General features: G+C 58.4%; 24 protein-coding genes and 4 pseudogenes. 7 read left to right on the top strand and 21 right to left on the bottom strand.

What is annotated here, in order from left to right:
- Positions 1-91: 91 nt before the first annotated feature.
- Both ASD46_RS08315 and ASD46_RS08310 read right to left on the bottom strand, forming a co-directional pair.
- The gene (locus ASD46_RS08315) at positions 92-1,012 is read right to left on the bottom strand and encodes an AraC family transcriptional regulator (RefSeq protein WP_041694720.1); all 921 of its coding nucleotides are present in this window, start codon (positions 1,010-1,012) and stop codon (positions 92-94) included.
- Between the two features lie 497 nt (positions 1,013-1,509).
- Positions 1,510-2,136, bottom strand: coding sequence for an NADPH-dependent F420 reductase (locus tag ASD46_RS08310; RefSeq protein ID WP_060641987.1), 627 nt, complete (start codon positions 2,134-2,136; stop codon positions 1,510-1,512).
- Positions 2,137-2,237: 101 nt separating this feature from the next.
- On the opposite strand from ASD46_RS08310, the gene ASD46_RS08305 reads away from it, so the two are divergent.
- The gene (locus tag ASD46_RS08305; RefSeq protein ID WP_060641986.1) at positions 2,238-3,140 is read left to right on the top strand and encodes a LysR family transcriptional regulator; all 903 of its coding nucleotides are present in this window, start codon (positions 2,238-2,240) and stop codon (positions 3,138-3,140) included.
- Positions 3,141-3,215: 75 nt separating this feature from the next.
- On the opposite strand, the pseudogene ASD46_RS08300 reads toward ASD46_RS08305, so the two are convergent.
- The 3 genes and pseudogenes from ASD46_RS08300 to ASD46_RS08295 form a co-directional block, all read right to left on the bottom strand.
- Positions 3,216-3,668: pseudogene (locus ASD46_RS08300) on the bottom strand (SOS response-associated peptidase family protein); the annotation flags it as partial.
- A gap of 13 nt (positions 3,669-3,681) precedes the next feature.
- Entirely contained in the window at positions 3,682-3,819 is a 138-nt protein-coding gene (locus tag ASD46_RS27925; RefSeq protein WP_013637029.1) for a hypothetical protein, read from the bottom strand.
- A gap of 14 nt (positions 3,820-3,833) precedes the next feature.
- Positions 3,834-4,370 carry a hypothetical protein gene (locus tag ASD46_RS08295; RefSeq protein WP_060641985.1) on the bottom strand — a complete coding sequence of 179 codons (537 nt, stop codon included), beginning with the start codon at positions 4,368-4,370 and terminating at the stop codon, positions 3,834-3,836.
- Positions 4,371-4,488: 118 nt separating this feature from the next.
- On the opposite strand from ASD46_RS08295, the gene ASD46_RS08290 reads away from it, so the two are divergent.
- Entirely contained in the window at positions 4,489-5,403 is a 915-nt protein-coding gene (locus ASD46_RS08290) for a LysR family transcriptional regulator (RefSeq protein WP_060641984.1), read from the top strand.
- A gap of 153 nt (positions 5,404-5,556) precedes the next feature.
- On the opposite strand, the pseudogene ASD46_RS27680 reads toward ASD46_RS08290, so the two are convergent.
- The 5 genes and pseudogenes from ASD46_RS27680 to ASD46_RS08275 form a co-directional block, all read right to left on the bottom strand.
- A pseudogene (locus ASD46_RS27680) lies at positions 5,557-5,980 on the bottom strand (SDR family NAD(P)-dependent oxidoreductase); the annotation flags it as partial.
- Position 5,981: 1 nt separating this feature from the next.
- Positions 5,982-6,489 (bottom strand): SDR family oxidoreductase (locus ASD46_RS27675; RefSeq protein ID WP_323455104.1); only part of this gene is annotated, 508 nt, incomplete at its 3' end.
- A gap of 81 nt (positions 6,490-6,570) precedes the next feature.
- Positions 6,571-6,795, bottom strand: a pseudogene (locus tag ASD46_RS27920) (putative quinol monooxygenase); the annotation flags it as partial.
- Between the two features lies 1 nt (position 6,796).
- Positions 6,797-7,528, bottom strand: coding sequence for an SDR family NAD(P)-dependent oxidoreductase (locus ASD46_RS08280; RefSeq protein ID WP_236736224.1), 732 nt, complete (start codon positions 7,526-7,528; stop codon positions 6,797-6,799).
- Complete coding sequence (locus tag ASD46_RS08275; RefSeq protein WP_013637024.1) at positions 7,525-7,986, bottom strand: VOC family protein; 462 nt, start codon at positions 7,984-7,986, stop codon at positions 7,525-7,527. The genes ASD46_RS08280 and ASD46_RS08275 overlap by 4 nt, the downstream gene beginning before the upstream one ends.
- 117 nt (positions 7,987-8,103) lie before the next feature.
- Between ASD46_RS08275 and ASD46_RS27915 the strand changes: the two are divergent.
- From ASD46_RS27915 to ASD46_RS08265, 3 genes and pseudogenes are all read left to right on the top strand, one after another.
- Positions 8,104-8,219 (top strand): annotated as a pseudogene (locus ASD46_RS27915) (LysR family transcriptional regulator); the annotation flags it as partial.
- A gap of 1 nt (position 8,220) precedes the next feature.
- Positions 8,221-9,088 (top strand): LysR family transcriptional regulator (locus ASD46_RS08270; protein ID WP_156390004.1); only part of this gene is annotated, 868 nt, incomplete at its 5' end.
- 338 nt (positions 9,089-9,426) lie between these two features.
- Complete coding sequence (locus ASD46_RS08265) at positions 9,427-10,683, top strand: MgtC/SapB family protein (protein WP_003517054.1); 1,257 nt, start codon at positions 9,427-9,429, stop codon at positions 10,681-10,683.
- A gap of 333 nt (positions 10,684-11,016) precedes the next feature.
- Here ASD46_RS08265 and ASD46_RS08260 read toward each other — a convergent pair whose 3' ends face one another.
- The 5 genes from ASD46_RS08260 to ASD46_RS08245 all read right to left on the bottom strand — a co-directional run bounded on the left by ASD46_RS08260 (position 11,017) and on the right by ASD46_RS08245 (position 16,585).
- Positions 11,017-13,152, bottom strand: a complete 2,136-nt coding sequence (locus ASD46_RS08260) for a hybrid sensor histidine kinase/response regulator (RefSeq protein WP_060641982.1) — start codon at positions 13,150-13,152, stop codon at positions 11,017-11,019.
- On the bottom strand, positions 13,094-14,602 hold the full coding sequence (locus tag ASD46_RS08255; RefSeq protein ID WP_003517052.1) for an ATPase domain-containing protein: 1,509 nt from the start codon (positions 14,600-14,602) through the stop codon (positions 13,094-13,096). The genes ASD46_RS08260 and ASD46_RS08255 overlap by 59 nt, the downstream gene beginning before the upstream one ends.
- A 589-nt stretch (positions 14,603-15,191) precedes the next feature.
- Positions 15,192-15,725, bottom strand: a complete 534-nt coding sequence (locus ASD46_RS08250) for a pimeloyl-CoA dehydrogenase (protein WP_323455103.1) — start codon at positions 15,723-15,725, stop codon at positions 15,192-15,194.
- A complete protein-coding gene (locus ASD46_RS27670; protein ID WP_323455105.1) occupies positions 15,637-15,942 on the bottom strand; it encodes a hypothetical protein in 306 nt (101 codons plus the stop codon). The genes ASD46_RS08250 and ASD46_RS27670 overlap by 89 nt, the downstream gene beginning before the upstream one ends.
- 67 nt (positions 15,943-16,009) lie before the next feature.
- Positions 16,010-16,585, bottom strand: a complete 576-nt coding sequence (locus tag ASD46_RS08245; RefSeq protein ID WP_003517050.1) for an isochorismatase family protein — start codon at positions 16,583-16,585, stop codon at positions 16,010-16,012.
- A 138-nt stretch (positions 16,586-16,723) separates the two neighbouring features.
- Between ASD46_RS08245 and ASD46_RS08240 the strand changes: the two genes are divergently transcribed.
- Complete coding sequence (locus ASD46_RS08240) at positions 16,724-17,605, top strand: LysR family transcriptional regulator (protein WP_013637529.1); 882 nt, start codon at positions 16,724-16,726, stop codon at positions 17,603-17,605.
- 13 nt (positions 17,606-17,618) lie between these two features.
- On the opposite strand, the gene ASD46_RS08235 is transcribed toward ASD46_RS08240, so the two are convergent.
- The gene (locus ASD46_RS08235) at positions 17,619-17,948 is read right to left on the bottom strand and encodes a winged helix-turn-helix transcriptional regulator (protein ID WP_003517048.1); all 330 of its coding nucleotides are present in this window, start codon (positions 17,946-17,948) and stop codon (positions 17,619-17,621) included.
- 108 nt (positions 17,949-18,056) lie between these two features.
- Here ASD46_RS08235 and ASD46_RS08230 point away from each other — a divergent pair, with 108 nt between their 5' ends.
- The gene (locus ASD46_RS08230; protein WP_013637530.1) at positions 18,057-19,043 is read left to right on the top strand and encodes an NADPH:quinone reductase; all 987 of its coding nucleotides are present in this window, start codon (positions 18,057-18,059) and stop codon (positions 19,041-19,043) included.
- Between the two features lie 19 nt (positions 19,044-19,062).
- Here ASD46_RS08230 and ASD46_RS08225 read toward each other — a convergent pair whose 3' ends face one another.
- From ASD46_RS08225 to ASD46_RS08205, 5 genes are all read right to left on the bottom strand, one after another.
- Positions 19,063-19,953, bottom strand: coding sequence for a LysR family transcriptional regulator (locus ASD46_RS08225; RefSeq protein ID WP_003517041.1), 891 nt, complete (start codon positions 19,951-19,953; stop codon positions 19,063-19,065).
- A gap of 77 nt (positions 19,954-20,030) precedes the next feature.
- Positions 20,031-20,306 (bottom strand): hypothetical protein, encoded by a 276-nt coding sequence (locus tag ASD46_RS08220; protein WP_003517039.1) that lies wholly within the window; start codon positions 20,304-20,306, stop codon positions 20,031-20,033.
- Positions 20,307-20,367: 61 nt separating this feature from the next.
- A complete protein-coding gene (locus tag ASD46_RS08215) occupies positions 20,368-20,832 on the bottom strand; it encodes a DUF1348 family protein (protein ID WP_003517037.1) in 465 nt (154 codons plus the stop codon).
- Positions 20,833-20,900: 68 nt separating this feature from the next.
- A complete protein-coding gene (locus ASD46_RS08210) occupies positions 20,901-21,449 on the bottom strand; it encodes a carboxymuconolactone decarboxylase family protein (protein WP_003517035.1) in 549 nt (182 codons plus the stop codon).
- Between the two features lie 123 nt (positions 21,450-21,572).
- Positions 21,573-23,633: a pyridoxamine 5'-phosphate oxidase family protein gene (locus tag ASD46_RS08205; RefSeq protein ID WP_060641981.1), complete on the bottom strand. Its 2,061-nt coding sequence runs from the start codon at positions 23,631-23,633 to the stop codon at positions 21,573-21,575.

The raw sequence follows: 23,633 nt of genomic DNA, 5'->3' as shown, positions 1-23,633 counted from the left end.
ATCGATCGTCCTTTATGCGTTTTGTATCGTCCTAATCGCGCTGTTTGTTGGCTCTTCATTTCTTCTCTGAATTGGCGATGACCAAATTGATCTAGGTCGCACCTGCCATCCGCGCAAATTCGCTCGGTGGACACCCGACCCTCTGACTGAACGCAGTGCTGAAGGCGCTGGCAGATTGGTAGCCCACCTTTTCGGCGACTTCCTCTAACGATCTCCGGCTATGTCGCAATGTGTCCTTGGCGATGGCCATCCGCCATCTGAGAAGGTACTCAACGGGTGCGAGGCCAACAGCCGCAGAGAATTTCCGGGCAAAGGCCGAACGCGACATTCCGGCTCGTTGTGCTAGCTCGGCGATCGTCCAGCCGCGGCGGACGTCTGAATGAATGTCGCTGATGGCCCGAGCAAGCTGGGGATCGGAAAGGCCACGCAACATTCCGGGGTTTGGAAGTGTCGAGGCTTCGCGCCGCAACGTTTCGATAAGCAGGACCTCCAAAAGCCGCGACAAAATGAGGTCACTTCCAGCCCGGGAGTTGGCCGCTTCATCACGTATGTAAGCGATGAGGTTGCCGAGACGGGCTCCGATTCCCTCTTCAGCGCGGACATGGACAAGCGTGGGCAGCAGCTCTGATAACAAGTCGGCATTCGTCGGATCGCAGAGTATGCACCCGCCAATAATACGCGTCGGAGTTTCCGACCCAACCTGGCCGACCCTAATTTCTCCGTCGACCGTGTTGAGCGCCTTGAACTCTTCATCGGAGAATACGATCTCTTGGTCAGGCCGGCTGAAGAATGTGTCGGCTGTGGGATTTCCCGACAGGATAAAATCGCCAGTCTCCAACGACGTCGTTTCGCCATGGCTGGCGCTAAACTGCGCCGAGCCTTCCATAATAAAATATAACATTGGACCAGATTGCGGCGGAACCTGAACTCCCCAATCTCCATATGCCACCATGCTGCCCATGAGGACTGTCTTAGGTCTTAGCAGTTGCACTACGTCGGTCAAAGCATCCATTCTGTACGATCCATAATGTAGAATACGATTTCATTATCAAATGGACTTTCTTGGTTGTCCATGGCCTAAGACAGCGGTGTTGTTAGAATGCCAGAAATCACCCACCATGGTGACGCGGTTTTCGACGGCAGTGCCAGTCCGAATAAGGCGGTACGGCGGAGGCATAGATTTCAAATGCGGGCCCGCTAGCCCCGGGCTGTCGGTCTCGGTTTCCGGCTTTGCTGTCGCCATGCTCAAACCTTCTGCGTCAACCCTTTTTACCGGTCTTGCGGGAGGCGAACGGCTTTCGCGCTGCTCGGTACAGCTGGTATGCCCATCTCCTGTTTGGGCGCTTGTAACAACCAAAATCAGGCAGATCTTGAAGCGGTTCTGGATGAAAGGTCGGCGAAGGCTGGCTGCTTCGGTATTGAAACTGCGGGGACGAGCGCAGTCGGCTCCGCAGTTGGTTCTGCCCTTCGACTATGTAAAGCTGACGCCTTGCTGCTTCCGGGACCGATCTAGCGGATCGTTTTCGCAAGCTCATCGTTTAGGCGATCGGCAGCCATCGGCACACAATAAACCGGCCTGCCGCGCTCGAACCGCCATCCCTCGGCAAGAAGGCCTGCATCCACTGCATCGAAGCCGAACTGGTCATAGAGCCTTGCGACGACCGCCTTGTCGGTAGAATTGTCGCCAGCCAGAGGGAGACCTCGACGTCCCGACGATCCAGCCGGCTGTCCATCCTTTTCAAGATCGTCCATGATGATGGCATTGAATGCCTTGACGATCCGCGATCGCGGCAGGTGGCGCGCGAGAATTTCGCTTGTCGTCGTCTCGCCTGAGTCCAGTTCTGGAATGTGGCCGTCTCGTTCGAAGTAGTAATTGTTCGTGTCGATCACCAGTTTGCCCTCAAGTGGCTCAACTGGAATAGACCGATAAGCTGCAAGTGGAATCGCGATGACGACGAGTTCGCCAAAAGCGGCGGCCTCCTCGACCGTTCCTACTTGGCACCCAATGCTCCGGCTCAAGCTGAACAGGGTCTGAGGGCCGCGAGAGTTGCTCAGCATGACGGAATGGCCCAAAGCAACAGCGAGCTTGCCGATGGCACGGCCAACCATGCCTGCCCCAATAATTCCAATTTTCATGATGTCTCTCCGATTAATTTCACAAACATGGGTTTAATTGAGTGCCACATTGAGATAAATCGCCAATTCAAGCAGACATTCCCAACTGTAGGGGGGTAATCTTGGACAAACTTTCGAGCATGGCTGTTTTTGTCAAAGCCTCCGACCTGGGCTCTTTTGCCGCCACAGCTAAGGCCATGGGAATGTCACCCCAAATGGTCGCCAAACATGTTGTGTTCCTGGAGGACCGACTTGGGACGGCGTTGCTTCACCGTACGACGCGGCGACAAAGTCTGACCGACGTGGGAAGGGTCTTCTATGACCGCTGCAAGCAGCTGCTTTCAGACGTCGAGGCGGCTGAATCCGTTGCACTTGATATGCGTTCCCAGCCAAAAGGCGTGCTGCGGGTCAATGCTCCGGTGACCTTCGGTGCCTTTAGTCTGGCGCCGTTCGTGACGCGCTATCTCGATCGCTATCCGGACATGCGAATAGACCTTACTCTCAACGACCGTTTCGTTGATCCGTTGGAGGAGGGGTTCGAGGTGATGGTAAGGATCGGCGAGGTCGAAGACCCGTCGCTGATCGCGCTTCCTCTCGCTCCCTATCGGCTGATTGCATGTGCGTCTCCGGACTATCTTATCCGGCGCGGCACCCCTCGAATTCCACTGGATCTGGAGCAGCATGATTGCCTTGCCTATGGCGACGGGCCGTCCTCGACTCCCTGCCGCTGGCAGTTCACTCGCAGCGGCAAAAGCGAGGAGGTGCGCATCAGCGGTAGAATCCGTAGCAACGACTGGAAGGCCTTGTTGCATGCCTCGATCGCAGGCTATGGCATCACGTTGGGGCCGGAAAGTGTGCTGAACGCAGAAATCACTGCCGGGCGACTCGTGCAGGTGCTGCCCGACCACGAGGGTCCGTCTCGTCCAATGCACGTGATTTACCCCGTCGGGCGCCGGCCTACCGCCAAGGTACGAAGCTTCGTCGAAGCGCTGATCGATGAATTTGGGACGGACGTGCCCAAATAGGCGACGCAGGAGTTCTAACCAAGCGGAGAGAGTTCCGCGGAGGAAGCGTGAAAGACTCGCGGCGATCGAAGCCGATCAGCGCCGCATCGACGAGATCTCGGAAGGCCAGTGCGTTACAGGCTCACCGGATTTCGACACGATCGATGATCCATCGGGCTCACGCGACAGAATGATCAGCGCATCATTCGGAAGCGGACGGACAAGATGTTTTACCTCGTCCCACGGCGCCCGCATCCAGATGTCCGTGTCCTCTTTCTTCAGCAACAGAACCGGCATGGCTTTCTCATGGATCGGTTTCACGAGATCGTTGGGATCTGTGGTCAGAAAACCATAGAGATCGTCGGTCGTGAGGCCGTCCCTGACCTTCCGCACACTTTGCCACCGCGGCACATGGATTCCCGCAAAAAACATCAGCGATTTCTCGTCATCGCGGGCAAACCAGGCATTGGGCACATTGCCGCCTTCCTGTTTGCTGGCCGGATCCGGCTCGGCAAAACTGGTGACAGGGACGAGGCAACGCTGCTTCATAGACGCCTTCGAGTTAAAGAAGGTCGGCGCGATTGACACCTGCCGCCATAACCTTCACCTGAAGGTCGTTGGGACGCACTTCAGGCATGGGTGCTTCGGCACGCCGTAGAACATCCGAGCTTCCGAATTCATCAAAGACGATCGCTTTCATCGCATGTTCCTCCCTTACTTCGAAAGCGCGCGCCGGGCGATGCTGGCAGCGAACAGTGGCGTTTCGCGGCTGTTGTGGTCACCACCTGCAGCCTGACGGGCGGCTGCAGCATCTTCGTAAGCGACCCCATGGTCTTCGATGAACTTCATGAACGAATCGGTTGGATGCGCTGTGACCTTGTTGGTGTAGCGCGTCCTGCCGTCATCGATTTTCTCAGCGATCAGTTCCCAGACGACATTGACCTGAGTTCTGCCACTGGCGGTGAAGACATCCGAGATCGAGTTCATCCGGCAATAGGTTGGTTCGGCGGCTTCGGCCACATAGTGCTGTACCACTAGGCCTGAGCCGATCTGCTCGACATTGATCGACATCCGACGGCCGTCGTCAGTCCAGGTGACGCCTGCGGCAATATGGTCAGGCGGGCAACAGCGAAGATATTCCGCTTCGGGTAGGTTGAAGAGCCAATCGGCAATGTCGATCCTTTCGAGCGGAATGTCGATCTCTGCGGAATAGGCGGATTGTGAGAGAATTGTATCAAGGATCTTGACCATAGGTGTGTTCCTTCTGTTTGGTGAGCAAAATTGCCCGTTGACGAGAAGGAATGTGCTCCTGATGACCTTGGATGATAACCAACTGAATGGTCGGAACGGTTTTGCGTCGTAGGCAAAGATGAGGGATCCACGCTTCGCTGAACATCTGGCGGTATACGTTGACGTCGTCCGCGCCGGCAGCTTTTCAGCTGCGTCCAGGCGTCGGGCTGTCACTCCCTCGGCTGTTGTGCGGCAGATCGATGCGCTCGAGCAGGATCTGGGGGTGCCTCTCCTTGTCCGCTCAACACGGGCACTGTCATTAACGGACGCGGGCCGTCACCTCTTCGAGCGTGCGCAGCGCCTGCTCGACGATCTGGCCGATACGCATGCCGAGGTGACGGCATTCGATAGTGAGGTCAGTGGCACTTTGCGTATCGCCTGCTTCCCGACCTTCGGAAAGCGGTATGTCATTCCTGTCTTGGCATCGCTTGCATGGCAATATCCAGGCTTGCATGTTGAGCTGGACTTGACCGAACGACTGGCCGACCCGGTCGCGGAGCGACTTGATCTGGTGGTGAGAATGGGGGAACTGCCCGACAGCACGTTGATCGCAACCAAACTGGCACCCCTCGATCGGATACTCGTGGCAAGCCCGGCCTATGTTGAGCATCACGGCGTGCCGGAAAGCGAAGACGAGCTTCGCAATCATCGCCTTCTCGACAAGCTCCATGGCAACGATCTTCTTGAGTGGTCTAGCATTCTTGGCGCGCCGACCGGGGAAGCGTGTGAGCGCGTTGTATTCCGGTCCGATGATTTTGAAGCGCTGAACGGGGCTGCACTAGCGGGGATGGGTGTGGCGTTCCTGCCGAGCTGGGTATCGGGACCTTCGGTGAAGGTGGGTGATCTTGTACGCCTACCGTTATCGGGCGAAAGATGGAATGAAGCGGCCACCGGAATTTATCTTCTACGCGCGCTTCAGGTGCCATCTGCCAAGGTCAAGGCATTCACACTAGCGCTGAAAGATCACATTGGGACGCCACCGCGCTGGAGCTGAGAGGCGTACAGGCGAGAAACGCTAATTCGCAGAGGTTTTTAGCCGACGCCGCGACCAATAACGGCAAGTCGTTGCGTGCAAATCTGCTCAAGGCGATGGGAGGCCCGAAAGCGGCCTCCCATCGGAAGAAGTTTAACCAGACGAGCGTCGTCATTAGTCAACGGCGAAGTCGGTCGAGACCGAGACGGCGCGCCATTCGGAAAGGATGACGTTGTCCTGTGCATGCTTCTTTTCGATCGCTGCGACGGTATCACTACCGAGCGGGAGGCGGACCGGCGGATTGGGGGCGTCAGCGAAGGAGATCAGGACCTCTGCCAGCTTTTGGGGGTCGCCGGGTTGGTTATGGCTGAGACCGGCTGCTATCGTGCGCACCTTGCCGACAGTTTCTGCGTAATCGCCGATGATATTGCCGCTGACCGACAAGGACGAGCTGTCGAGGAAGTCGGTCCGGAAATAACCCGGCTCGATGACGGTGACATGGATGCCAAGCGGCGCCAGTTCGTCATGCAGGGCTTCGCTCAGCCCCTCGACGGCAAATTTCGTCGAGGAGTAGACCCCGAAACCTGCTGCGCCGCGANGGATGCCAAGCGGCGCCAGTTCGTCATGCAGGGCTTCGCTCAGCCCCTCGACGGCAAATTTCGTCGAGGAGTAGACCCCGAAACCTGCTGCGCCGCGATAGCCGCCGATCGACGAGATATTCAGGATGCGGCCGGAACGRGCCCGGCGCATRAAGGGCAGGACGGCGCGGGTCACGTTGAGGAGACCAAAGACGTTGGTGCGGTATACAGCCTCGACCTCAGCCACGGTTGCTTCTTCGACGGCACCCATCAATCCGAACCCAGCATTGTTGAGCAGGATATCGATGCGGCCGAAGCGCTCGATCGCTGCCTTCACGGCTGCGCTCGCCTGTTTGTCGTCGGTCACGTCGAGGACGACCGGAAGCAGGTTGGGGTGTTCGCCGAACCGCTCGGTGATCGCCTTCGGATTACGGGCGGTGGCGACGACGGCGTCGCCCTGTGCAAGAGCGCGTGTGGTGACGAGGGCGCCAAAGCCGCGCGAGGCGCCAGTGATGAACCAGATTTTCATGAGGGTGTTCCTTGATGCTGGATTGATGGGGAAAGCTTCCATSTCGCGGGCCAGCAGSTCCGGAAAGCGCGCCATGACGGCTTTGGTGTAGGGCTGCTCAAAATGCGCATCGAGATCAGCGCGCGATCGCCAGTTCTCATAGAGAATCCAGAYGCTGGGATCATGGTTGTCGCGGTGCAGGTGATAGTCGATCGATCCCCCCTCGGCGCGGGTCGGTAAGACCAGAGCCTGCAACGCTTCGCCAAGCGTCGCGGCACAGYCCGGCTTGGCCGTCAGCCTGGCAATCAAAGTCAAYGTTTCGGTCATGTCAGTCTCCCTTGAAGGCGTCTGCGGGGTAAACGGCTTCCCACCCTGCGGTCGGGTCCGTCGCCAGCGTCCAGATTGTGTCGGCTGCCTCTCTCGCCTCTGTCGATCCGGGGCCGACGAGTGTGGCGATTGTCGCCACCGCGATGCGGATGCCGCGTTCGGCGAGAGGGCCGGCCAGACCTTCGACGACATTTCTAAGGGCCGCCTTGCCAAGGCCGAGACTGGCATAGCCGGCATGGGGTGAGACGGCGAGGCCGCCACCTGTAACCAGAATCGTACCGCCGCGGGCACCGAACAACTCAACGGATGCCCGGATCGTGTGAAGGCCGGCAGCGACATTGGTGGCGAGGTCGTCCGTGACCTCATCGTCGCGCATGCTGAACAGATCCTGTTCACGCACGAACGCGGCATTGAAAAGGACCGCCGTCAGCCCGCCGGACATGCGGTCGCCCTCGGCGACCGCCTTGCGCAGTGCGATCGGGTCGGTCGCATCAGCTTGCAAAGTCGAGACGTGGAGACCTTGCCCGGAAAGGGTTCTGGACAGACCGGTGAGACGATCGGCATTGCGAGCGGTGAGCACGACATGCCAGCCTTCCCGCCCGAATTTCTCCGCAACAGCCTGCCCGATGCCGGGGCCGGCGCCGATAATCATGATGGAGTTCGTCATGGGATATTCTCCTGATGTGCTGGCCATCGCGATGCCGTGACGGCCAGCCGGGTGAGAAAGGGTCACGGCAGGACTTCCGCCAGCTCGATCAGATTGCCGAAGGGATCGCAGAAGAAGGCGAGGCGGCGGCTGATTGCCAAAAGCTCGAACGGCTCGGTCACGATGGTGACGCCGCGCGCCCGCAATTCCTCGACAGTGGCGTCGACGCTTGCGACATTCAGGCAGAAATGGTGGTAGCCGGCATATTTGAGGCTATCGCCGAGATCGGTATAAGGGCGGACCTCCGCCGGCGCCGGATCGCCGCCACCCAGGATTTCCACATAGAAATGGTCGTCAGTCGCGGGTGCGAGATAGGCCAATTGTTCGTCGGCGTAGTCCCATTCGGCAACGACACGGAAGTCGAGTTTCTCGACATACCAGCGCTTTGCGGTTTCGAGGTCCGGCGTGCGGACGGCAACGTGATGACCGCGCATGTCGGCAAAGGGTGATGCAGTGTTGTGGGCGGGAGGAATGAAGTCGGCCATTGTCCTATCTCCTGTGTGGTCCGGCACAAGCGCCGGTTTGCGAGGAGAAATCTGGACCTTTTCAACGATCAGGATTAGAGAGATAATCTTCCTCTCAATGATGAGTGAGATTTGACAATGCGCAGTACGGATCTCTCTGAACTCGCGGCCTTCGATGCGGTCGCCCGTCACCGCAACTTTCGCCGTGCCGGTGAAGAGCGCGGGGTGACGGCCTCGGCGATCAGCCATGCGGTNCTCTGAACTCGCGGCCTTCGATGCGGTCGCCCGTCACCGCAACTTTCGCCGTGCCGGTGAAGAGCGCGGGGTGACGGCCTCGGCGATCAGCCATGCGGTGGGTAATCTCGAGGCACGCGTCGGCATTCGTCTGCTCAATCGAACGACCCGCAGCGTGTCGCTGACTGATGCCGGGGCAATGTTGCTTGCGCAACTGTCGCCCGCCTTCGGCGAGATCGGCTCGGCGCTCGATGCCCTCAACCAGTTTCGCGATACGCCTTTTGGCAAGGTTCGCATCAATGCGCCCAATTCGGTCGCACCGTTCGTATTCCGGTCAGTCATCGGTCCTCTGATTGCAGAAAATCCCGGGCTTCAGCTGGAAATCGTCGCTACCGACCGGCTTGTCGACATTGTGGAGGAGGGGTTCGATGCCGGCATCCGTCTTGGAGAAAGTCTGCGCGATGGCATGACGGCTGTGAAGATCAAACCGCGGCTTCGGTTTGCCGTCGTGGGCTCAACAAGCTATTTCGAACGTTATCCGCTTCCTAAAACCCCGGATGATCTGCGTGGCCATGTCTGCATCCGCAATATTTATCCAAGCGGCAAACCCTACCCTTGGGAGTTCAGCCGCGCTGGCAAGATCATCGAATTCGAGCCGACCGGATCTCTGTCGCTCGATGACCATGAACTGATGGTCGAGGCGGCACTTTCGGGCGTGGGGCTGGCTTACGTCTGGGAAGAGCGCGCGCGTTCCTATGTCCAGAGCGGCAGCCTGGTCGAATGCCTGGCATCCTGGAGTGCGCCCGAGGACTGGCTCTATCTCTATTACCCGACGCGGAAATACCTGTCGGCCGGCCTGCGCGCCGTCATTGATGCGCTGCGTGTGTGAAGGGACTGCAGCCCGACGGTTCGATTTCTATGAAGGCGCTAAACCTCGTCGAGCGAACTAAGGCGAGATTGGTGGCCACTCGTGAAGTGGGGAATGTTAATTCGGCACTTCTGAGGAAGCTTCGCTCGACATTGACAGGTTTTTCGCTGATGGCACGCTTGCGATCAAGACGGGTACCAGCGTTCATGAGGGACAAGGTTTCTTGGGTGCCCAATGGCTTTACGTGATGCAAGAGCAACGCGAGAAAGTCATGCAGGAAACTGGCATCTGTGTTTAAGGTTGGGGTAGCTGCGAGGCTTTCAGTTGGCTGCCACACAGATGACCGGACAGGTGATGACATGACAGAGCTGATGCTTAGGTTTGGCGTCGCTATCGCCATAGGGCTGCTGGTCGGGTTGGAACGGGGCTGGCGTGAACGCGACGAACTGGAAGGCAAGCGTGTTGCCGGCATAAGAACGTTCTCAATCACGGGACTGCTCGGCGCTGTGATCGCAGCTCTCTCCCAACTGTCTGGGGCTCCCTGGATGCTTGTTATTGGATTTTCAGTGTTGGGTGCATTAGTCGGCTGGTTCCAGTTTTGGAAGGCGAGTCAGGACGAAGATTTCAGCGTCACGGTCGTAATTGCGGCGCTGTGTGTCTTCGCATTGGGTGCACTCGCTGTTGTCGGTGATTACAAAGTGGCCGCCGCTGGTGGAGCAGCTTTGGCAGGGCTTCTGGCCAGCAGGGAAATCCTCCATTCTCTGCTGAAGCGGTTGACATGGCCTGAAGTCAGGTCGGCGGTCCTCCTGGCTGGGATGACCACAATCGTACTGCCGCTGCTGCCGAACCGGACCATTGATCCGTGGGGTGGATTAAATCCACACGAGGTTTGGCTGTTCACCGTCCTGACGGCCGCACTGTCCTATCTCGGCTACATTGCTGTCCGCATGCTTGGACCGACGAAGGGTACCCTTATCACTGGACTGTCGGGCGGCATTATCTCATCGACATCGGTCACCGTCGCCTTGGCGAAAAGCGCACATGGTGTAATGAATGCCTTTCCACTGGCGGGCGGGGCTTCGCTTGCAGCAATGGTCTCGATTATCCGTGTCTGCATCGTAGTCGCTCTGCTGAAACCTGATTTGCTAAAGATAATTGCGCCATCGGCGATTGCTGCAGCGTTGGCATTTGGCCTGTGCGGTTTGCTATTGCTTTCGTTCGGGCACGCGCAGAAGGCCGACGAGAGCTCGCTCCCCCGCAATCCTTTTGACCTTATGCAGTTGCTGATATTTGCTGCAGGTTTCGCGGTTGTTTCAACGCTCAGCGCGGCCTTGGTCGAGCGATTTGGGTCAGTCAGTGTTCTTGCGAGTTCTGCTCTGTCTGGCGTGTTCGATGTCGATGTTGCCGTGCTGAGTGCAATCCGCCTCGATGGTGCTATCATTTCGACAGGTCAGGTAGGAGAGGCTATCCTCATGGCAATAGTCGCAAACGGGGCTGGACGCCTTTCACTGGCAATGGTCGCCGGACCCAGTCGATTTTGGCTTCCCCTTTCCGGAGCGACGTTGCTTGCAGCGGGAATTGGCGCGGCCGTCTTCTTTGTCACCGATTTCTCGTGATCCTGCAAACTAGGGATGTTGAGTCAGTCATAGGAAGGGACACTGATTCATTGCCGGGTGTTAGAAAGATGACTGGTCCTGGATAGTCCAAGCCTGTGCTTGAGGAGATTTGTGGAAGCCTCCGGGTGCACAAGAGAATTCTTCTGATATGACTTCTGAGTTTGGTGCGGACATGTGTTCCGCTTCTTTCGCGGCAGAACATAACCGCCAGCCAGTATGGAATACGTAGGCTCGGTCTACTTCACGCTTGTGTGCTCATGACCGAAGCCCGTTAAACGCATTCTCACCGATATTTGGTCGGTAAGTTAAACCGCTTGCGCCACCATCCTCATATTACTGTCCATTCCTGACAACGTGGCCTGTCAGGATTGGATCGTTGAACAGCTTATGAAGCTCCCGCTCAAGCTGATCCTGCGTATAAGGCTTGCCGAGCCGGGAAACGTCAAGATCAACTCCAGGCGGCAGTTCTGCATAGCCCGAGGCGATGAGTATCGGAAGCTTTGGGACAATATGGCGCACTGCAATTGCCAGATCTCCGCCGGTCATACCAGGCATTGAATAGTCGGTGATCAGGAGGTCAAAGCCGGTTCCGTCTCCCAGCTGTTCCAGTGCCTCTTTCCCCGAATGCGCTTCAACGACATCGTGACCGAGGTCCATCAGCATATCGGCTGAGCTCATCGCTATGAGAGGGTCGTCATCCACCAGCAGTATTCGTTTCGGTCCTGATGCGCTCGCGGTCGGGCCAGCCGAGACCTCAATCGCTGCGGAGTCATTTGTGATTTCGGATGTCGAGATTGGGATCCACAGTTCCGCCCTTGTGCCCTTACCCAGTTCGCTTGTCAGCTTGAGGTCGCCTTTCAACTGGGACGCCAGGCCATGGATCATGGAAAGACCAAGTCCGGTGCCTTTTCCAAGTTCCTTGGTCGAAAAAAACGGCTCGATAGCCTTTTGCAGTGTGTCACGATCCATTCCGTGGCCCTGGTCGACGACCGAGAGGGCGACGTAATTGCCTGCCGCAAGCTCACCGGCCTGGACGTTCTGATGGACATGGTCCAGCCCGATAACGATCTCGCCTCCGTCAGGCATGGCATCACGGGCATTGACAACGAGATTGAGGAGCGCGAGCTCGACCTGGTTGGCGTCGGCCGAGACCAGAGGAAGGTGATCTGGCACGTCAGTTTTGATCACCACGGTCGAGCCGACGGACCTTTTCAGAAGGTCTTCCATTCCGGTAACCAGCGCTCGCATATCGACCGGGTCAATGCGTAGGTCCTGCCTGCGCGAGAAAGCGAGAAGCCGTTGGGTGAGGGAAGCGCCACGTTTTGCGCCCTGTTGGGCACCCTCGATGAGGCGGATTGCCCTTGCGTCATTGCCAACGCACTTTCGCAGCAACTCAAGATTACCGAGGACGGCCATCAGGAGGTTGTTGAAATCGTGCGCCACGCCGCCGGTGAGTTGGCCGATCGCTTCCATCTTCTGGGACTGGCGCAACTGTTGCTCAGCTCGTTCTCGTTGGCTTACCTCTTCCATGACAGTAGCATATGCTTCTTCCAGTTCACGCGTTCGCTCCGCGACGCGCTCTTCCAGAACCTCATTCAACTGCCGTTGATGCTCTTCCGCTTTCAGACGTGAGGTTATGTCGGCCGATACGCCAACAAGCTTGATGGCCTTGCCAGTGCGGTCCCTGTAGAGCTGGGCACGGATCTCCACCCAGTGGGTAGACCCGTCATTCCAGACCGTTCGGTATTCTATCGCGTAGTCGGCACCCGTTTCGATCGTTGCACGAACAGCCAACTGCATGCGCTCGAAGTCATCAGGATGGACCGATGCTAAGAGGTCCGCATAGGAAAACTCTTCGTCGGGACCGCGGCCAAAAATTAATCGACATGTTGCCGAAGTGGTCAGTTCATTGGTTGCAAGATCGAGCTCCCACGCGCCAAGTCGGCCCGCGGCAAGGGCCGTCTGGAGGCGACGCTCGCCTTCATCGAGTGCTTCCATTCTGGCCCGGGCATCGAACTGCCGCCGGCGACCGCGCATGGCCGACCGGGCAACACTTATGAAAGTCGTCGCATGAAAAGGTCGCTCGACAAAGCTCACATTTCCCAGAACCTCAGAGAGCCTCGCCGCAGTCGGGTTGCGTTCAGGTCCTCCGCCGCGGTTTGTCAGGACAATGAATGGCAAATCAGACCAACTGGGCTGCGCAGCGATCCAAGCAAAAATCCCTTTCAGGTCCGCTGAACGAAATGCCTCCTCGGTCACCACAGCAAAGGCGATGTCGTCCCCCAGACCTGCGACAAACGACGCAATATCAGCCACGGCGATGGAAGATACACCAGCTTCCTTCAGGAGTGACGCTGCAATTTGCGCATCGCGGCCGATCGGAGCATAGACAAGTGCGCGTGTGTCGCCGTTAGGAATTCTTGCTACCCTCCCCGTTGAGAGGAAGAAGCGGGTGTTGATCGCCGACAAAGTTTGGAACGCCGCGAAGGATGCCCTGGAAGTCGGAAAGTGGTTCTCCGAGGGTCAGTCCGTTGCCGGATATTCTGAACTCACGGATCGTGTCTTCGTGAGGGCCTGTGCGCTTCTTGATCACTGATACGGCGCGACGCACTTTTCCGAGCGCCTCGAAATATCTCAGAAGGATGACGCTATCTGCCAGATAAGTGACATCGACGGGCGATTTCATGTCCCCGACGAGGCCATGCTGGGCGACCGTCAGGAATGTGTTGGCTCCCTGCCTGTTGAGGTACTGTAGCAGTTCGTGCATGTGCAAGATGAGAGCATTCTCTTCCGGCATGGAAGCCTGGTAGCCATTGATGCTGTCGATCACCACTGTCTTGGCATCGAAAGTTGATACCCGGTCGCGCACACGCTGTGCAAATTCCCCCGGTGATAGTTCGGCGGCATCGAGTTGCTCGATGTGGACGTGCCCATCTGCCTGCAGCTTCTCCAAGTCGATACCCATTGATCTGGTGCGTGCGTAAAGGAGACCAAGTTCCTCATCGAAAATGAAGACCGCAGCCTTTTCCCCACGCTCGACTGCGGCGTTGACGAACTGCAGAGCAAACAGGCTCTTTCCGGTTCCAGCAGGGCCGATGAGGAGAGTGCTTGATCCACGCTCCACGCCCCCACCGAGAAGGCCGTCGAATTGGGAAAGACCGCTCGACAGGGTCGTTCGTTCGAATTCGGTTCTGTGCTCAATCGCGCGAAGGCGCGGAAAAACTGCAACGCCACCAGTCTTGATAGTGAAATCATGATAGCCGCCGCGAAACGACTGACCGCGATACTTGATCACTCTCAACCGCCGCCGCTCGGAGCCGTAATCGGGAGCAAGCTGTTCGAGATGAATGACACCGTGGACTACGCTATGGACCGTCTTGTCAAAATTTTCCGACGTCATGTCATCAAGCAGCAGCACCGTTGCATCGGAGCGAGCGAAGAAGTGTTTCAATGCGAGGATTTGTCTGCGGTATCGCAACGAACTCTGCGCTAGAAGGCGAATTTCAGAGAGGCTATCAATTACGACGCGCTGGGGTTTGATCCGCTCAAAGGCTTGGAAAATCAGTTTTGTCGTTTCACCCAACTCGAGATCTGAGGAGTAGAGCAGGCTTTGCTGTTGCTCGGCGTCGAGAAGGCTTTCCGGGGGGACGAGTTCAAATATCTCGATCCCGCTACCAATCTCCATGCCATGCGATCTGGCGCAATCGCGCAATTCTTCGTCCGTTTCCGACAGGCTGATGTAAAGGCAGCGCTCGCCGCGTATTTCTCCTTCAATAAGGAACTGCAAAGCAATCGTTGTTTTGCCCGTCCCTGGAGAGCCCTCAAGTAAAAAGACATGCCTGCGCGTAAAGCCACCGGAAAGAACATCATCCAGTCCCTTGACGCCAGTTTCTGCTTTTTGACTTAAAACCTGATGCATGTTTCCTCCGGACTTTCTAAAACATCTAGGGCGCGACCTCAGGAGAATCAAGGGCGTAGCGGCGGGAGTGTCTGAGCCCGGACTGCCGATGGCGCCCGCCTCAGCGCCGCAGCGCGCAGCGTTTGGCGACGGTTGGCACCGTAATTTGCACAGGCCGGAAGCTGACTTCGCCGGGTACGCGTGGCTCTTTCGGGAGTAATCTGCGGAGGTCAGGTCACAAACAGCATGATCTCGATTGCGTCCCCGGGGAAGAAGGTTCTTCTTCCGAAGACTGGATCAACCTTAAGCACTGAAGCAAACCCTCCTCAGTTGCGTGTTTTCAATGGCACGCGCTTTGTGTCCACTCGGACGCCACGGTCTTCGTGATCCGCACCAGCGATCGCTATGAAGATTGGGATGGTAGCGACGATTAGCCAGAACTGCTCTTCCGTTCATCGAGGGTGGCCACGGAAGGCGCTGGCGATGGTGCCGACCTAGTGGTGCCCTTTGCTATGCATAAAAACACCATCGGTGGGTGACACCGAAACGTTGGAAGAGACTTGGCGCGAGAAAGCCCCTGGTTCACGTTTGCGCCGCTCGAAGAACGACTTCAGCGGCCCCGTTTCTGGTTGCCGCTGAACATGCCGCCACGATATACCTGGACGTCAGTATCGAACGAGAACAAGACGATATCGGTCTCGGTCAATGCCGTTGGATGTTGTTCGAACGAGGTCACGAACACGCTCTCTCCGTCGGAGACCGTCTCGTTTCCAAATCGAATTTTCCCCTTGAAGACAAAGAGCAGGCAAGCCAACCCGGAGTTATCAGGGGTTGGCAATCTCAGCGTCGTGCCTGCGCTGAGGCGCACGTCAAAGACCCAGACATCGGATCTTACCGTCAATGGCGCTTTTCGTGGCCCTGCAATCAGTCTCCAGCTATCGTCACTGAATTCATCGACGAAATCATGAAACTGCACCATTGGCTCAAGATTTTGAGCGTTAGGACGCAGGAAAATCTGTAGGGCCCGGACGGGTGTTTCCCCAAGCATAAGCTCTTCATGCTGGAAGTGATGGCCGGCGTTCATCATCATGAAACGTGTCTTGTCGAGCTTTTTCTCGTTTCCGACGGTGTCTCGGTGCAGCATCTCGCCGCCGCGCATGTAGGTCAGTATTTTCGTCGTCCTTGTGCGGATGCATGCCTATGAGATGACCCGGCTGAACCTGGGCGCGGTCAATCCTGCCGATGGGACCGATCCCGCTGTCGTCGGTTGTCAGTGACAGCCCCGGATACATGATCTCGACGCCGAAGCCCTGGCCTATATTGCCGCGCATACGTCCTGCAGGGATTTTGGTGATGGTCATTGGACTGTTTCCTTCGATCTCGGGCGCGGGCGACAATCGCCCGCGCCGAACGCAGCGACTTGCGCTGTCAGTGGTAGTTCAGGATACCGACGAGCTTCTGGCCGAGCGGGCTCGTCCAGTCGACGGCGAGTTCCGAGATGATCTGGTCGACAGTGGTGATAATTGCGCCTGCCTTTTCCATGCGCCTCAGGGCGATATCGTCGCCGTATTTGGTGTAAGAGGCGGATGCGTCCGCCGAGACCTGCACCTCGTAACCTTCGTCAAGCATCTGGAGGACCGGAAAGGTGACGCAGATTTCCGTGGTCACGCCTGCGACGAACAGCTTGTTGCGGCCGATCGCCTTGACGGCCTGGTTGAAGCCGTCGTGGTGCATGGCGTTGACGATACCCGGGCGCTTGATGCGGGCTTCGAACGCCTCGGGCAGGATTTCCTTGAGTTCCGGAATCAGCGGCCCCTGGATTTGTTCTTCCATGCTGGACGTCAGGATGGTCGGGATGTTGGCGGCTTTGGCGATCCGGGCGAGCTTGAGTGCGTTCTGCTTGACTAGGTTGATGTCGTGGGAGTGGGTCCAGGCCATCGTGCCGATCTGATGGTCGATCAGCAGCATGGCGGAATTCTCGGGAGTAAAGACGTCCTTATGCATTGTCGTATTCCTTTTTGCGTTGTCGGCGGCTGTCGGGTTGGATTTAGGTCCGCTCGATGAGTGGAATTTAGCGTTGCGATAGACGGCACGGTAGCTCTAGGATGAGCCACTCTGTGGAACGGAAAATGGAACGCAATAATGGTCAGCTTCGAAGATATGCAGACTTTCGTTGAGGTCGCCGATGGCGGCGGGATCACGGTTGCGGCGCGACGTCTCGGATTGCCGAAATCCATCGTCAGCCGTCGCCTCGTTCGTCTAGAGAGCGAGCTGGGCGTCCAGCTCCTCGCCCGGACCACACGAGGTGCATCGCTGACGGAGGCTGGAGCGTCGTTTCGCGAGCATGCCGCGCGCATGTGCCTGGAAATGGAGGTTGCGCGCGAGGAGATTGCGCCGACCGGGGAGCTTCGGGGACGGCTGCGCGTCGCCGTTCCGTCATCCTTCGGTCCGCGGCATTTTGCGCCAGCGCTCGCCGAACTGGCCCGCCAGCATCCGCTCTTGCAGCTCCATGCGCACTACAGCGACCGTTACGTCGATCTGGTGGCGGAAGGCTTTGATTGCGGGATACGTGTCGGTTATCTGCAGGACTCGAACCTGACGGCGAGGAAGATCGGTGCATTCGCGGCTGGATTGTTTGCCAACCCCGAATACCTCCGGAAGCATGGCGTCCCGCGAAAGCCTTCCGATCTGCTTGACCATCAGGCGATCCTGCAGGGCACCGAGAGCTGGAAGGTGTCCGATGGCAGCCGAACCATCGTCATCAATGCGCAGGGAAGGTTCAAGGCGGATAGTGCCCTTGGCATTGCCGAAGGGACGGCAGCCGGACTGGGCATCGCTGCACTGCCGGTTGTGATCGCGGAAAGCTATGTTGCCGCAGGGACCCTTGTGCCGATTATGTCGGACTACGGCCTGCCGGAGATCGGCGTTTACATCGTGCGTCCGCCAGGATCGCACGTGTCCCGGAAGGTCAGAGTGCTAATCGACTTCTTCGTGCAGCGCTTCGCGGCAAAGCCCGGTCCCTGACGCGGACGACCGGTCATGCCTTCGTGGATTGACAGCGACCTTGGAAGGAAACTCCCCAGTCGCGCATCGCCATCAGCACGGGGGCCAGCGTTTTTCCGAATTCGGTGAGGGAATATTCGACGCGCGGAGGGACCTCGGCGAAGACCTCGCGGCTCACGATCCCGTCGGCCTCGAGTTCGCGGAGCTGCATCGTGAGCGAGCGCTGGCTCGGATCGCCGACCAGGCGGCGCAGCTCTCCAAACCGGTACGGACCGTCGAGTAGACGATAGATGATCATCGGCTTCCACTTGCCGCCCGTGACATCGACGGTAACTTCTACCGGGCATTTTGGGCCAACAGCCATTCAGTTCTCCATTAGTGTACTTTTTATTCCTATAGGCAAAACTGTTGCCTACTTGCAAGTTTGCCTGTGTCACGCCCAGATGGAAGCCACATTTAGGAGAGGTGTGTTATGCGAGCTGCGTTCTACGAACGGCAAGGAACTGCGAGAGAAGTATTGACCGTTGGAGAGCTTCCCGATCCCCAGCCCGGGGCGGGGGAAGTCCGGGTCAGGATCGTGGTCTCGGGCATCAATCCTTCGGACATCAAGACGCGTGTCGGCTTCGGCGGTAAGGCCATGCCATTTCCCAGAATCGTTCCGCATCAGGACGGGTCGGGCGTCATCGACAGTGTCGGCCCCGGCGTGTCGCAGGAACGTATAGGCGAGCGGGTGTGGGTCTACATGGCCCAGACGGGGAGGGCGTTCGGGACGGCTGCGGAATTCGTCGTGGTGCCGTCGAGGCAGGCAGTCAGGCTGGCCGACAACGTCCCCTTCGGGGTCGGTGCGTCGTTCGGCGTCCCCGCGATGACGGCGCATCGATGCCTGTTTGCCGATACAAACCTGCGAGGTAAGCGGGTTCTCGTGCACGGTGGCGCCGGTGCGGTCGGTAACGCCGCCATTCTTCTTGCAAAGTGGGCAGGGGCGTGGGTGGCGGCAACGGTGAGCCGCGACGAACAGGCAGACGTTGCCCGCGCAGCCGGAGCCGATCTCGTCGTCAACAGGCATGCCGGTGATGTTGCTGTGAAAATAAGGTCGGCGACCGATGGTCACGGCGTCGACCGTATTGTCGACGTGGACATCTCCGCCAACATCGACACGGCAATCGCCTGCCTTGCGCGTGACGGGGGCGTGTCGGCTTACTCCACGGGATCGCCGCAAGCCAGGCTCTCGATCCCGTTCTTTCCGGCGCTCGTTGGTGGCTTTTCTTTCCGTTTCGTCTACGTCTATACGATGCCGGAAACAGCGATGCGCGATGCTGTCGAGGAAGTCTCGGCCTGCGCGGCTTCGGGAGCCTACGTTCCCAAGATCGCCGTAACGCTCGGGCTTGATCAGATTGCCGAGGCCCATGAACTGCAGGAAAGCGGCAAGGCCATTGGCAAGATTCTGATTGGTTTTTGATCTGCCCGCTGCGCCCGGATCAGTTCAGGAGACGGTTCTCACGCAGGCGGGCAACTGCCATGTCAACGAAAGCCCGCACCTTTGCGGGTGCATTCCGACCCTCTGGATGCATGATGTGGATAGGCAGGGGCGGCTCTTCAAACTCGCTGAGCACGATCTGAAGGTCGCCCGCCATAAGGTCAGGGCCTATCTGGTAGTTCAGCACGCGCGTCAGTCCCCAGCCCTCGCGTGCGGAGGTTATGGCCGCTTCGTTGGTGTTGCACTGAAGAGCAGCGTCTATCGTCACGCGGAAATCGTCGGAAAAGCGCCATTCAGGGGAGGCCCAGGCGCTGGTGGACGCCGCGATGCGATGATCCCTGAGGTCGGATGGCGTTGTCGGAATGCCATGTCGGTCAAAGTATGCCGGTGAACCACACACGACACGCCTGACGCTCCCGACCTTTATGGCGGAGAGGCCGGAGTCGGGGAGGTGACCAATGCGGACAGCGACATCGATGCCTTCATCGACAATATTGACAGGCCGGTCGATAAACAGGGTTCGCGCCTTCATGGTTGGAAATGCGTCCAGAAAGCCCGTCACGACGGGCAGCACATACATCTGCCCGAACATGACCGAAGCAGTTACGGACAGGGTGCCTGTCGGTGTAGCGTAGGAGCCTCCCGCTGCCGCCTCTGCTTCAGCAATGTCTGACAAAATCTTGCGGCAGTCCTCGAAATACCGGGCACCCGCCTCGGTCATTTTTACCGAACGGGTCGTTCGCACGAACAGGCGTGCTCCGATGATATCTTCCAGGGCTGCAACAGACCGTGTGACGGCAGGAGCACTCATGTGCATCTGGCGGGCGGTATCTGCGAAACTTTCGGTCTCCGCTACTTTCACGAAAATCCGCATTGCCTGCCAACGATCCATCCGGTCCCCCATGCCCTCGATACGGTGTCCATAGTAGAATCCTGGACGACAAGACCGCAAGCCGTCCGCGGCATGGATTAGCTGCCAGCGACCTGTCGGTTGGCAGCAGCAAGGTGCTCGATTTCGACGCAGCTTCGCTCACAAAGGCCAGCGGCGCTTGCACGTGCACGTGTGTGCTCATTGACCGCGAGCGCAAACGCTATGGCCCGCGCTATTTTCAGATCGAAGCTCAGGCCACGGCGTGCCAGATCGATTTCCGCACCCGTCAGCCCAAGCGCACGGCTATCGTCTTCCTGCTTGCGCTTCCGCGACAGGTCGCCGCTCGATGCGGTAAGAGCGAGTTCAACGGACACTCGAACTCGCTCGTTGAGTTTGAACGACGGCATTGACGAGGCCAACGGACCGACGCCCGGCTCAAAAGCCGAAGTCGCTGAGACCGGGATGGTCGTCAGGCCTTCGGCCGAGCGGCCAGTGAAACCTGCGGTCGGCTTCAGCGATCGGGTGTTCGTTGATGCTGGCGTGACGCGCCCGCATCAGGCCGTCTTCGGCAAACTCCCAATTCTCGTTCCCGTAGGCCCGGAACCACTGGCCGCTGTCATCATGATATTCGTAGGCGTAGCGCACCGCGATCCTGTTGCCCGTGAATGCCCAGAGTTCCTTGATCAGGCGGTAGTCGAGTTCCCTGTTCCACTTGCGGCCCAGAAAGGCCTCGGCTTCATCGCGGCTCGTTACGAATTCGGCACGGTTGCGCCAGCGAGTATCCACCGTGTAGGCGAGCGCTACCCTGGCAGGATCGCGGCTGTTCCAGCCATCTTCCGCAAGGCGGACCTTTTCGATGGCGCTCTGTTCAGTGAAAGGGGGAAGCGGGGGACGGGACATTGTGATGGCTCCAGGTTTCGTAAGGGGGAGGGAAGGATGACGGCTCTCGTGTCACCCCGTCCTGAATGTCATGCCGCAAGACGATCGATACGCGGGAAATCGATCTCGGTATCGAGGGCTTCGTTGACGTAGTTTGTAAAGGTATTGAGCGCGACATGCGCAATGATCTCGACGATTTCCGCGTCGCTGTAGCCGGCGTCCCGAACTTTTACGATTTCCCCTGGTGCCACCGAGCCACGCGCGGTCGTCAGGGCGCGGGCGAATTCGACGGCTGCCGCAGCCTTGGCGTCGTTCGATGTTCCGCGGCGGTTCGAAGCGATCTCCGCTTCATCGAGCTTGGCGAACTTCGCTCCGGTGAAGGTGTGCGCCGAAAGGCAGTAGTCACAACCGTTGGCTTCGGCCATAGCCAGGGCGATCCTTTCCCGAGTGGCGGGTGCAAGCTTGCCCTTGCCGAGCGCACCCTGCAACGAGGCGAGGCCGCTGAGGGCCGCTGGGCTGTTGGAGACGAGGCGGAAGATATTCGGCACCGAGCCGATCTGCTTCTGGATCGTCTCCAGGATCGGCCGTGAGGCTTCGGGCGCCTCCTCAATCGTGGCGGGGGTAGGAATGCGTGACATGGTATTCTCCTTTAATGGTTTTGAGAGACGTCGCTCTCTGATCCTCAAGATGATTGGTAACCGGTTGTTGTTGAACGTCGAAAAGCAGGAAGGGACTGTTGCGTCAGGCGTAGAAATGTTGGTTTAGACGGCGATCTGGATGCCGCCTTCCTGGCTCGCTGGAACGGCACAGCAAAGGAGGATCTCGTCATCGTCAACCTTCGCTGTCGGCTCCTTCAGGTACGTCACAGCGCCTTTGACGAGTTTTGTTTTGCACGTACCGCAATTGCCTTCACGGCAACTGAACTCGGGCTGAAGACCGCGTGCTTCTGCAAGTTCCAGCAGCGTTCCGGAGCCGGGTGCCCAGCGGGCCTCCTTCAGCGAGTTCGTGAATATGACAGGCACCGGCTTGTCGGACGGCAGCGCACGCAAAGGGGTGGCCCTGGCATCTTTGGCGTCTACAGACCGAACCAGCGACGAGGGCCCGAACGCTTCCGCGTGGATACGATCGTCTGCAATGTTGTAGCCGCGTAAACCGTCATAGAGCGCCTGCGTAAACTGCGGCGGACCACACAGATAGAAGTCGTAGTCGTTGAACGGCAGATGCTTGGTGAGCATAGCCATGTCGATACGGCCGGCAGTATCGTAGTCGGAGCCCTCTGTGGCATCGCCGATGTCGCTGAGAACTCGCACTAACCGGACCACGCCCTTGGCCGCAGCCACGAGTTCGGCAATCTCCTTGTCGAAAGGTCGCTCGGCTTTCGTGCGGGCAGCGTGGAACAACGTGATCGGCCGGATTCGCTGTTTGCGAATTCCCTCGTAGACGACATGACGGAGCATGGCGAGCAGCGGCGTGATGCCGACACCACCGGCAAGGAGCACTGCAGGGCGCGTGGCACGGGCGTCAACACCGAACTCCCCTGCGGGGGGCCGCGCCTCAATCACGTCGCCAACGGAGATGCTGTCGTGCAGAAACTGCGACACGAGCCCATCGCGTTTGACACTGATGCGGTAGATGCCATCGGACGGTGCGACAGACAGGGTGTAGGTCCTGACAACAGGCCGCTCGCTTCCCGGCAGCACCAGCCGGATCGGGAGGTGCTGCCCGGCAGCATGCGGCAGCAACCCCGCGCCGTCGCTTGGCTGGAGATGGATCGAGCGGATCGTCGTGCTTTCCTCGACGATCCTGGTGACCGTCATCGACCGCCATGTGTCTGAAAGTCCGGTGGCACGCATCCGGTCTGCTGCCTGCGCCCAGTTCCCGGTCATCAGAGAATTCGGCGACCATCCATCCTTCTGGAATGCCCAGCGGAGTGCGAGTGCATTCGGTCTCCGGACGATCCGGGTTGGCCTGAACGTCCAGAGCCGTTCCGCGCCCTGGAAGGCCGCAATCTCGGGTGATTCCAGGATGACGTCGGCTTCGCCTGTCATCTGCAGCACATCGCCCGTCGCGAAGTCTACGAAGAGCAGACCTGCTTTCTTGTTCAGCAGAATATTCCCCAGTGTCGAGAAGAAAAGGTTTCCGTCGAAATCGGGAATTGTGAGAACGTCATCATCGCCAAGGCGGACGAAGCCGGCATTCCCGCCGCGATGCGAAACGTCAACCTGGCGCCTGTCTTCGCGGTCGACATAGGAGGCAACGAAGAACGCGTCCGCAGTCTTGATCGTGGAGCGAGCAAGGTCGTCAAGCTCGGACGGGTCTTCACGCTGGTTCTGGCTTGGTTGGCCGGGTGCCCTCTCGAATTGGAAATCCCGCAATTGTATGTAGCGCGGGCAGTTGCCGAAGCTCTGATCCACATCGATCCGATAACCGTTCGCTGCGGTGGAGACAAAGCCGTTCATGCGATTGCGGCGACGCGTGTGCATCTCGATGCCGAGCAGGCCGATCGGTTTGCCGTCCGCCATTCCTTCGCTGGCGGGGTCGCTTGGCTCCAAGGTAGAGCGGATATCGAGCGTGGTCGGCGTAGGAGAGGACATGAAGCCGGGTCGGCCCTCGACAAAAGTGGCCCATGCGTCATCGTGGCCATCCACACTGCCAAGGACGATGAACGGGAGCTGGGCATAGAAGTCCCGATGCTGATCCGGCATGAAATCGCGAACGACCCGCTGGCCGACGACCTCCATACGCTCGGCGACACCGACTTTTTCCTGGATGAACTTCTCGCCTTCGTGCCATGTCGGCAGTTTTGTCAAAGTGTCGGTCAT

The organism is Rhizobium sp. Root491 (assembly GCF_001427205.1).
GTDB classification, from domain to species: Bacteria; Pseudomonadota; Alphaproteobacteria; order Rhizobiales; family Rhizobiaceae; genus Agrobacterium; species Agrobacterium tumefaciens.
This window is presented reverse-complemented; position numbering and strand designations above follow the sequence as displayed.

What these genes read in the sequence shown, in the direction of transcription:
- ASD46_RS08265 (WP_003517054.1), top strand. Translation starts at nt 9,427, where the DNA reads ATGACAGAGCTGATGCTTAGGTTTGGCGTCGCTATCGCCATAGGGCTG.
- ASD46_RS08225 (WP_003517041.1), bottom strand. Translation starts at nt 19,953, where the DNA reads ATGGATCGTTGGCAGGCAATGCGGATTTTCGTGAAAGTAGCGGAGACC.
- ASD46_RS08290 (WP_060641984.1), top strand. Translation starts at nt 4,489, where the DNA reads ATGAGGGATCCACGCTTCGCTGAACATCTGGCGGTATACGTTGACGTC.
- ASD46_RS08245 (WP_003517050.1), bottom strand. Translation starts at nt 16,585, where the DNA reads ATGCATAAGGACGTCTTTACTCCCGAGAATTCCGCCATGCTGCTGATC.
- ASD46_RS08295 (WP_060641985.1), bottom strand. Translation starts at nt 4,370, where the DNA reads ATGGTCAAGATCCTTGATACAATTCTCTCACAATCCGCCTATTCCGCA.
- ASD46_RS08255 (WP_003517052.1), bottom strand. Translation starts at nt 14,602, where the DNA reads ATGCATCAGGTTTTAAGTCAAAAAGCAGAAACTGGCGTCAAGGGACTG.
- ASD46_RS27925 (WP_013637029.1), bottom strand. Translation starts at nt 3,819, where the DNA reads ATGAAAGCGATCGTCTTTGATGAATTCGGAAGCTCGGATGTTCTACGG.
- ASD46_RS08215 (WP_003517037.1), bottom strand. Translation starts at nt 20,832, where the DNA reads ATGTCCCGTCCCCCGCTTCCCCCTTTCACTGAACAGAGCGCCATCGAA.
- ASD46_RS08250 (WP_323455103.1), bottom strand. Translation starts at nt 15,725, where the DNA reads ATGCTGCACCGAGACACCGTCGGAAACGAGAAAAAGCTCGACAAGACA.
- ASD46_RS08275 (WP_013637024.1), bottom strand. Translation starts at nt 7,986, where the DNA reads ATGGCCGACTTCATTCCTCCCGCCCACAACACTGCATCACCCTTTGCC.
- ASD46_RS08230 (WP_013637530.1), top strand. Translation starts at nt 18,057, where the DNA reads ATGCGAGCTGCGTTCTACGAACGGCAAGGAACTGCGAGAGAAGTATTG.
- ASD46_RS08240 (WP_013637529.1), top strand. Translation starts at nt 16,724, where the DNA reads ATGGTCAGCTTCGAAGATATGCAGACTTTCGTTGAGGTCGCCGATGGC.
- ASD46_RS08205 (WP_060641981.1), bottom strand. Translation starts at nt 23,633, where the DNA reads ATGACCGACACTTTGACAAAACTGCCGACATGGCACGAAGGCGAGAAG.
- ASD46_RS08315 (WP_041694720.1), bottom strand. Translation starts at nt 1,012, where the DNA reads ATGGATGCTTTGACCGACGTAGTGCAACTGCTAAGACCTAAGACAGTC.
- ASD46_RS08310 (WP_060641987.1), bottom strand. Translation starts at nt 2,136, where the DNA reads ATGAAAATTGGAATTATTGGGGCAGGCATGGTTGGCCGTGCCATCGGC.
- ASD46_RS27670 (WP_323455105.1), bottom strand. Translation starts at nt 15,942, where the DNA reads ATGACCATCACCAAAATCCCTGCAGGACGTATGCGCGGCAATATAGGC.
- ASD46_RS08235 (WP_003517048.1), bottom strand. Translation starts at nt 17,948, where the DNA reads ATGGCTGTTGGCCCAAAATGCCCGGTAGAAGTTACCGTCGATGTCACG.
- ASD46_RS08210 (WP_003517035.1), bottom strand. Translation starts at nt 21,449, where the DNA reads ATGTCACGCATTCCTACCCCCGCCACGATTGAGGAGGCGCCCGAAGCC.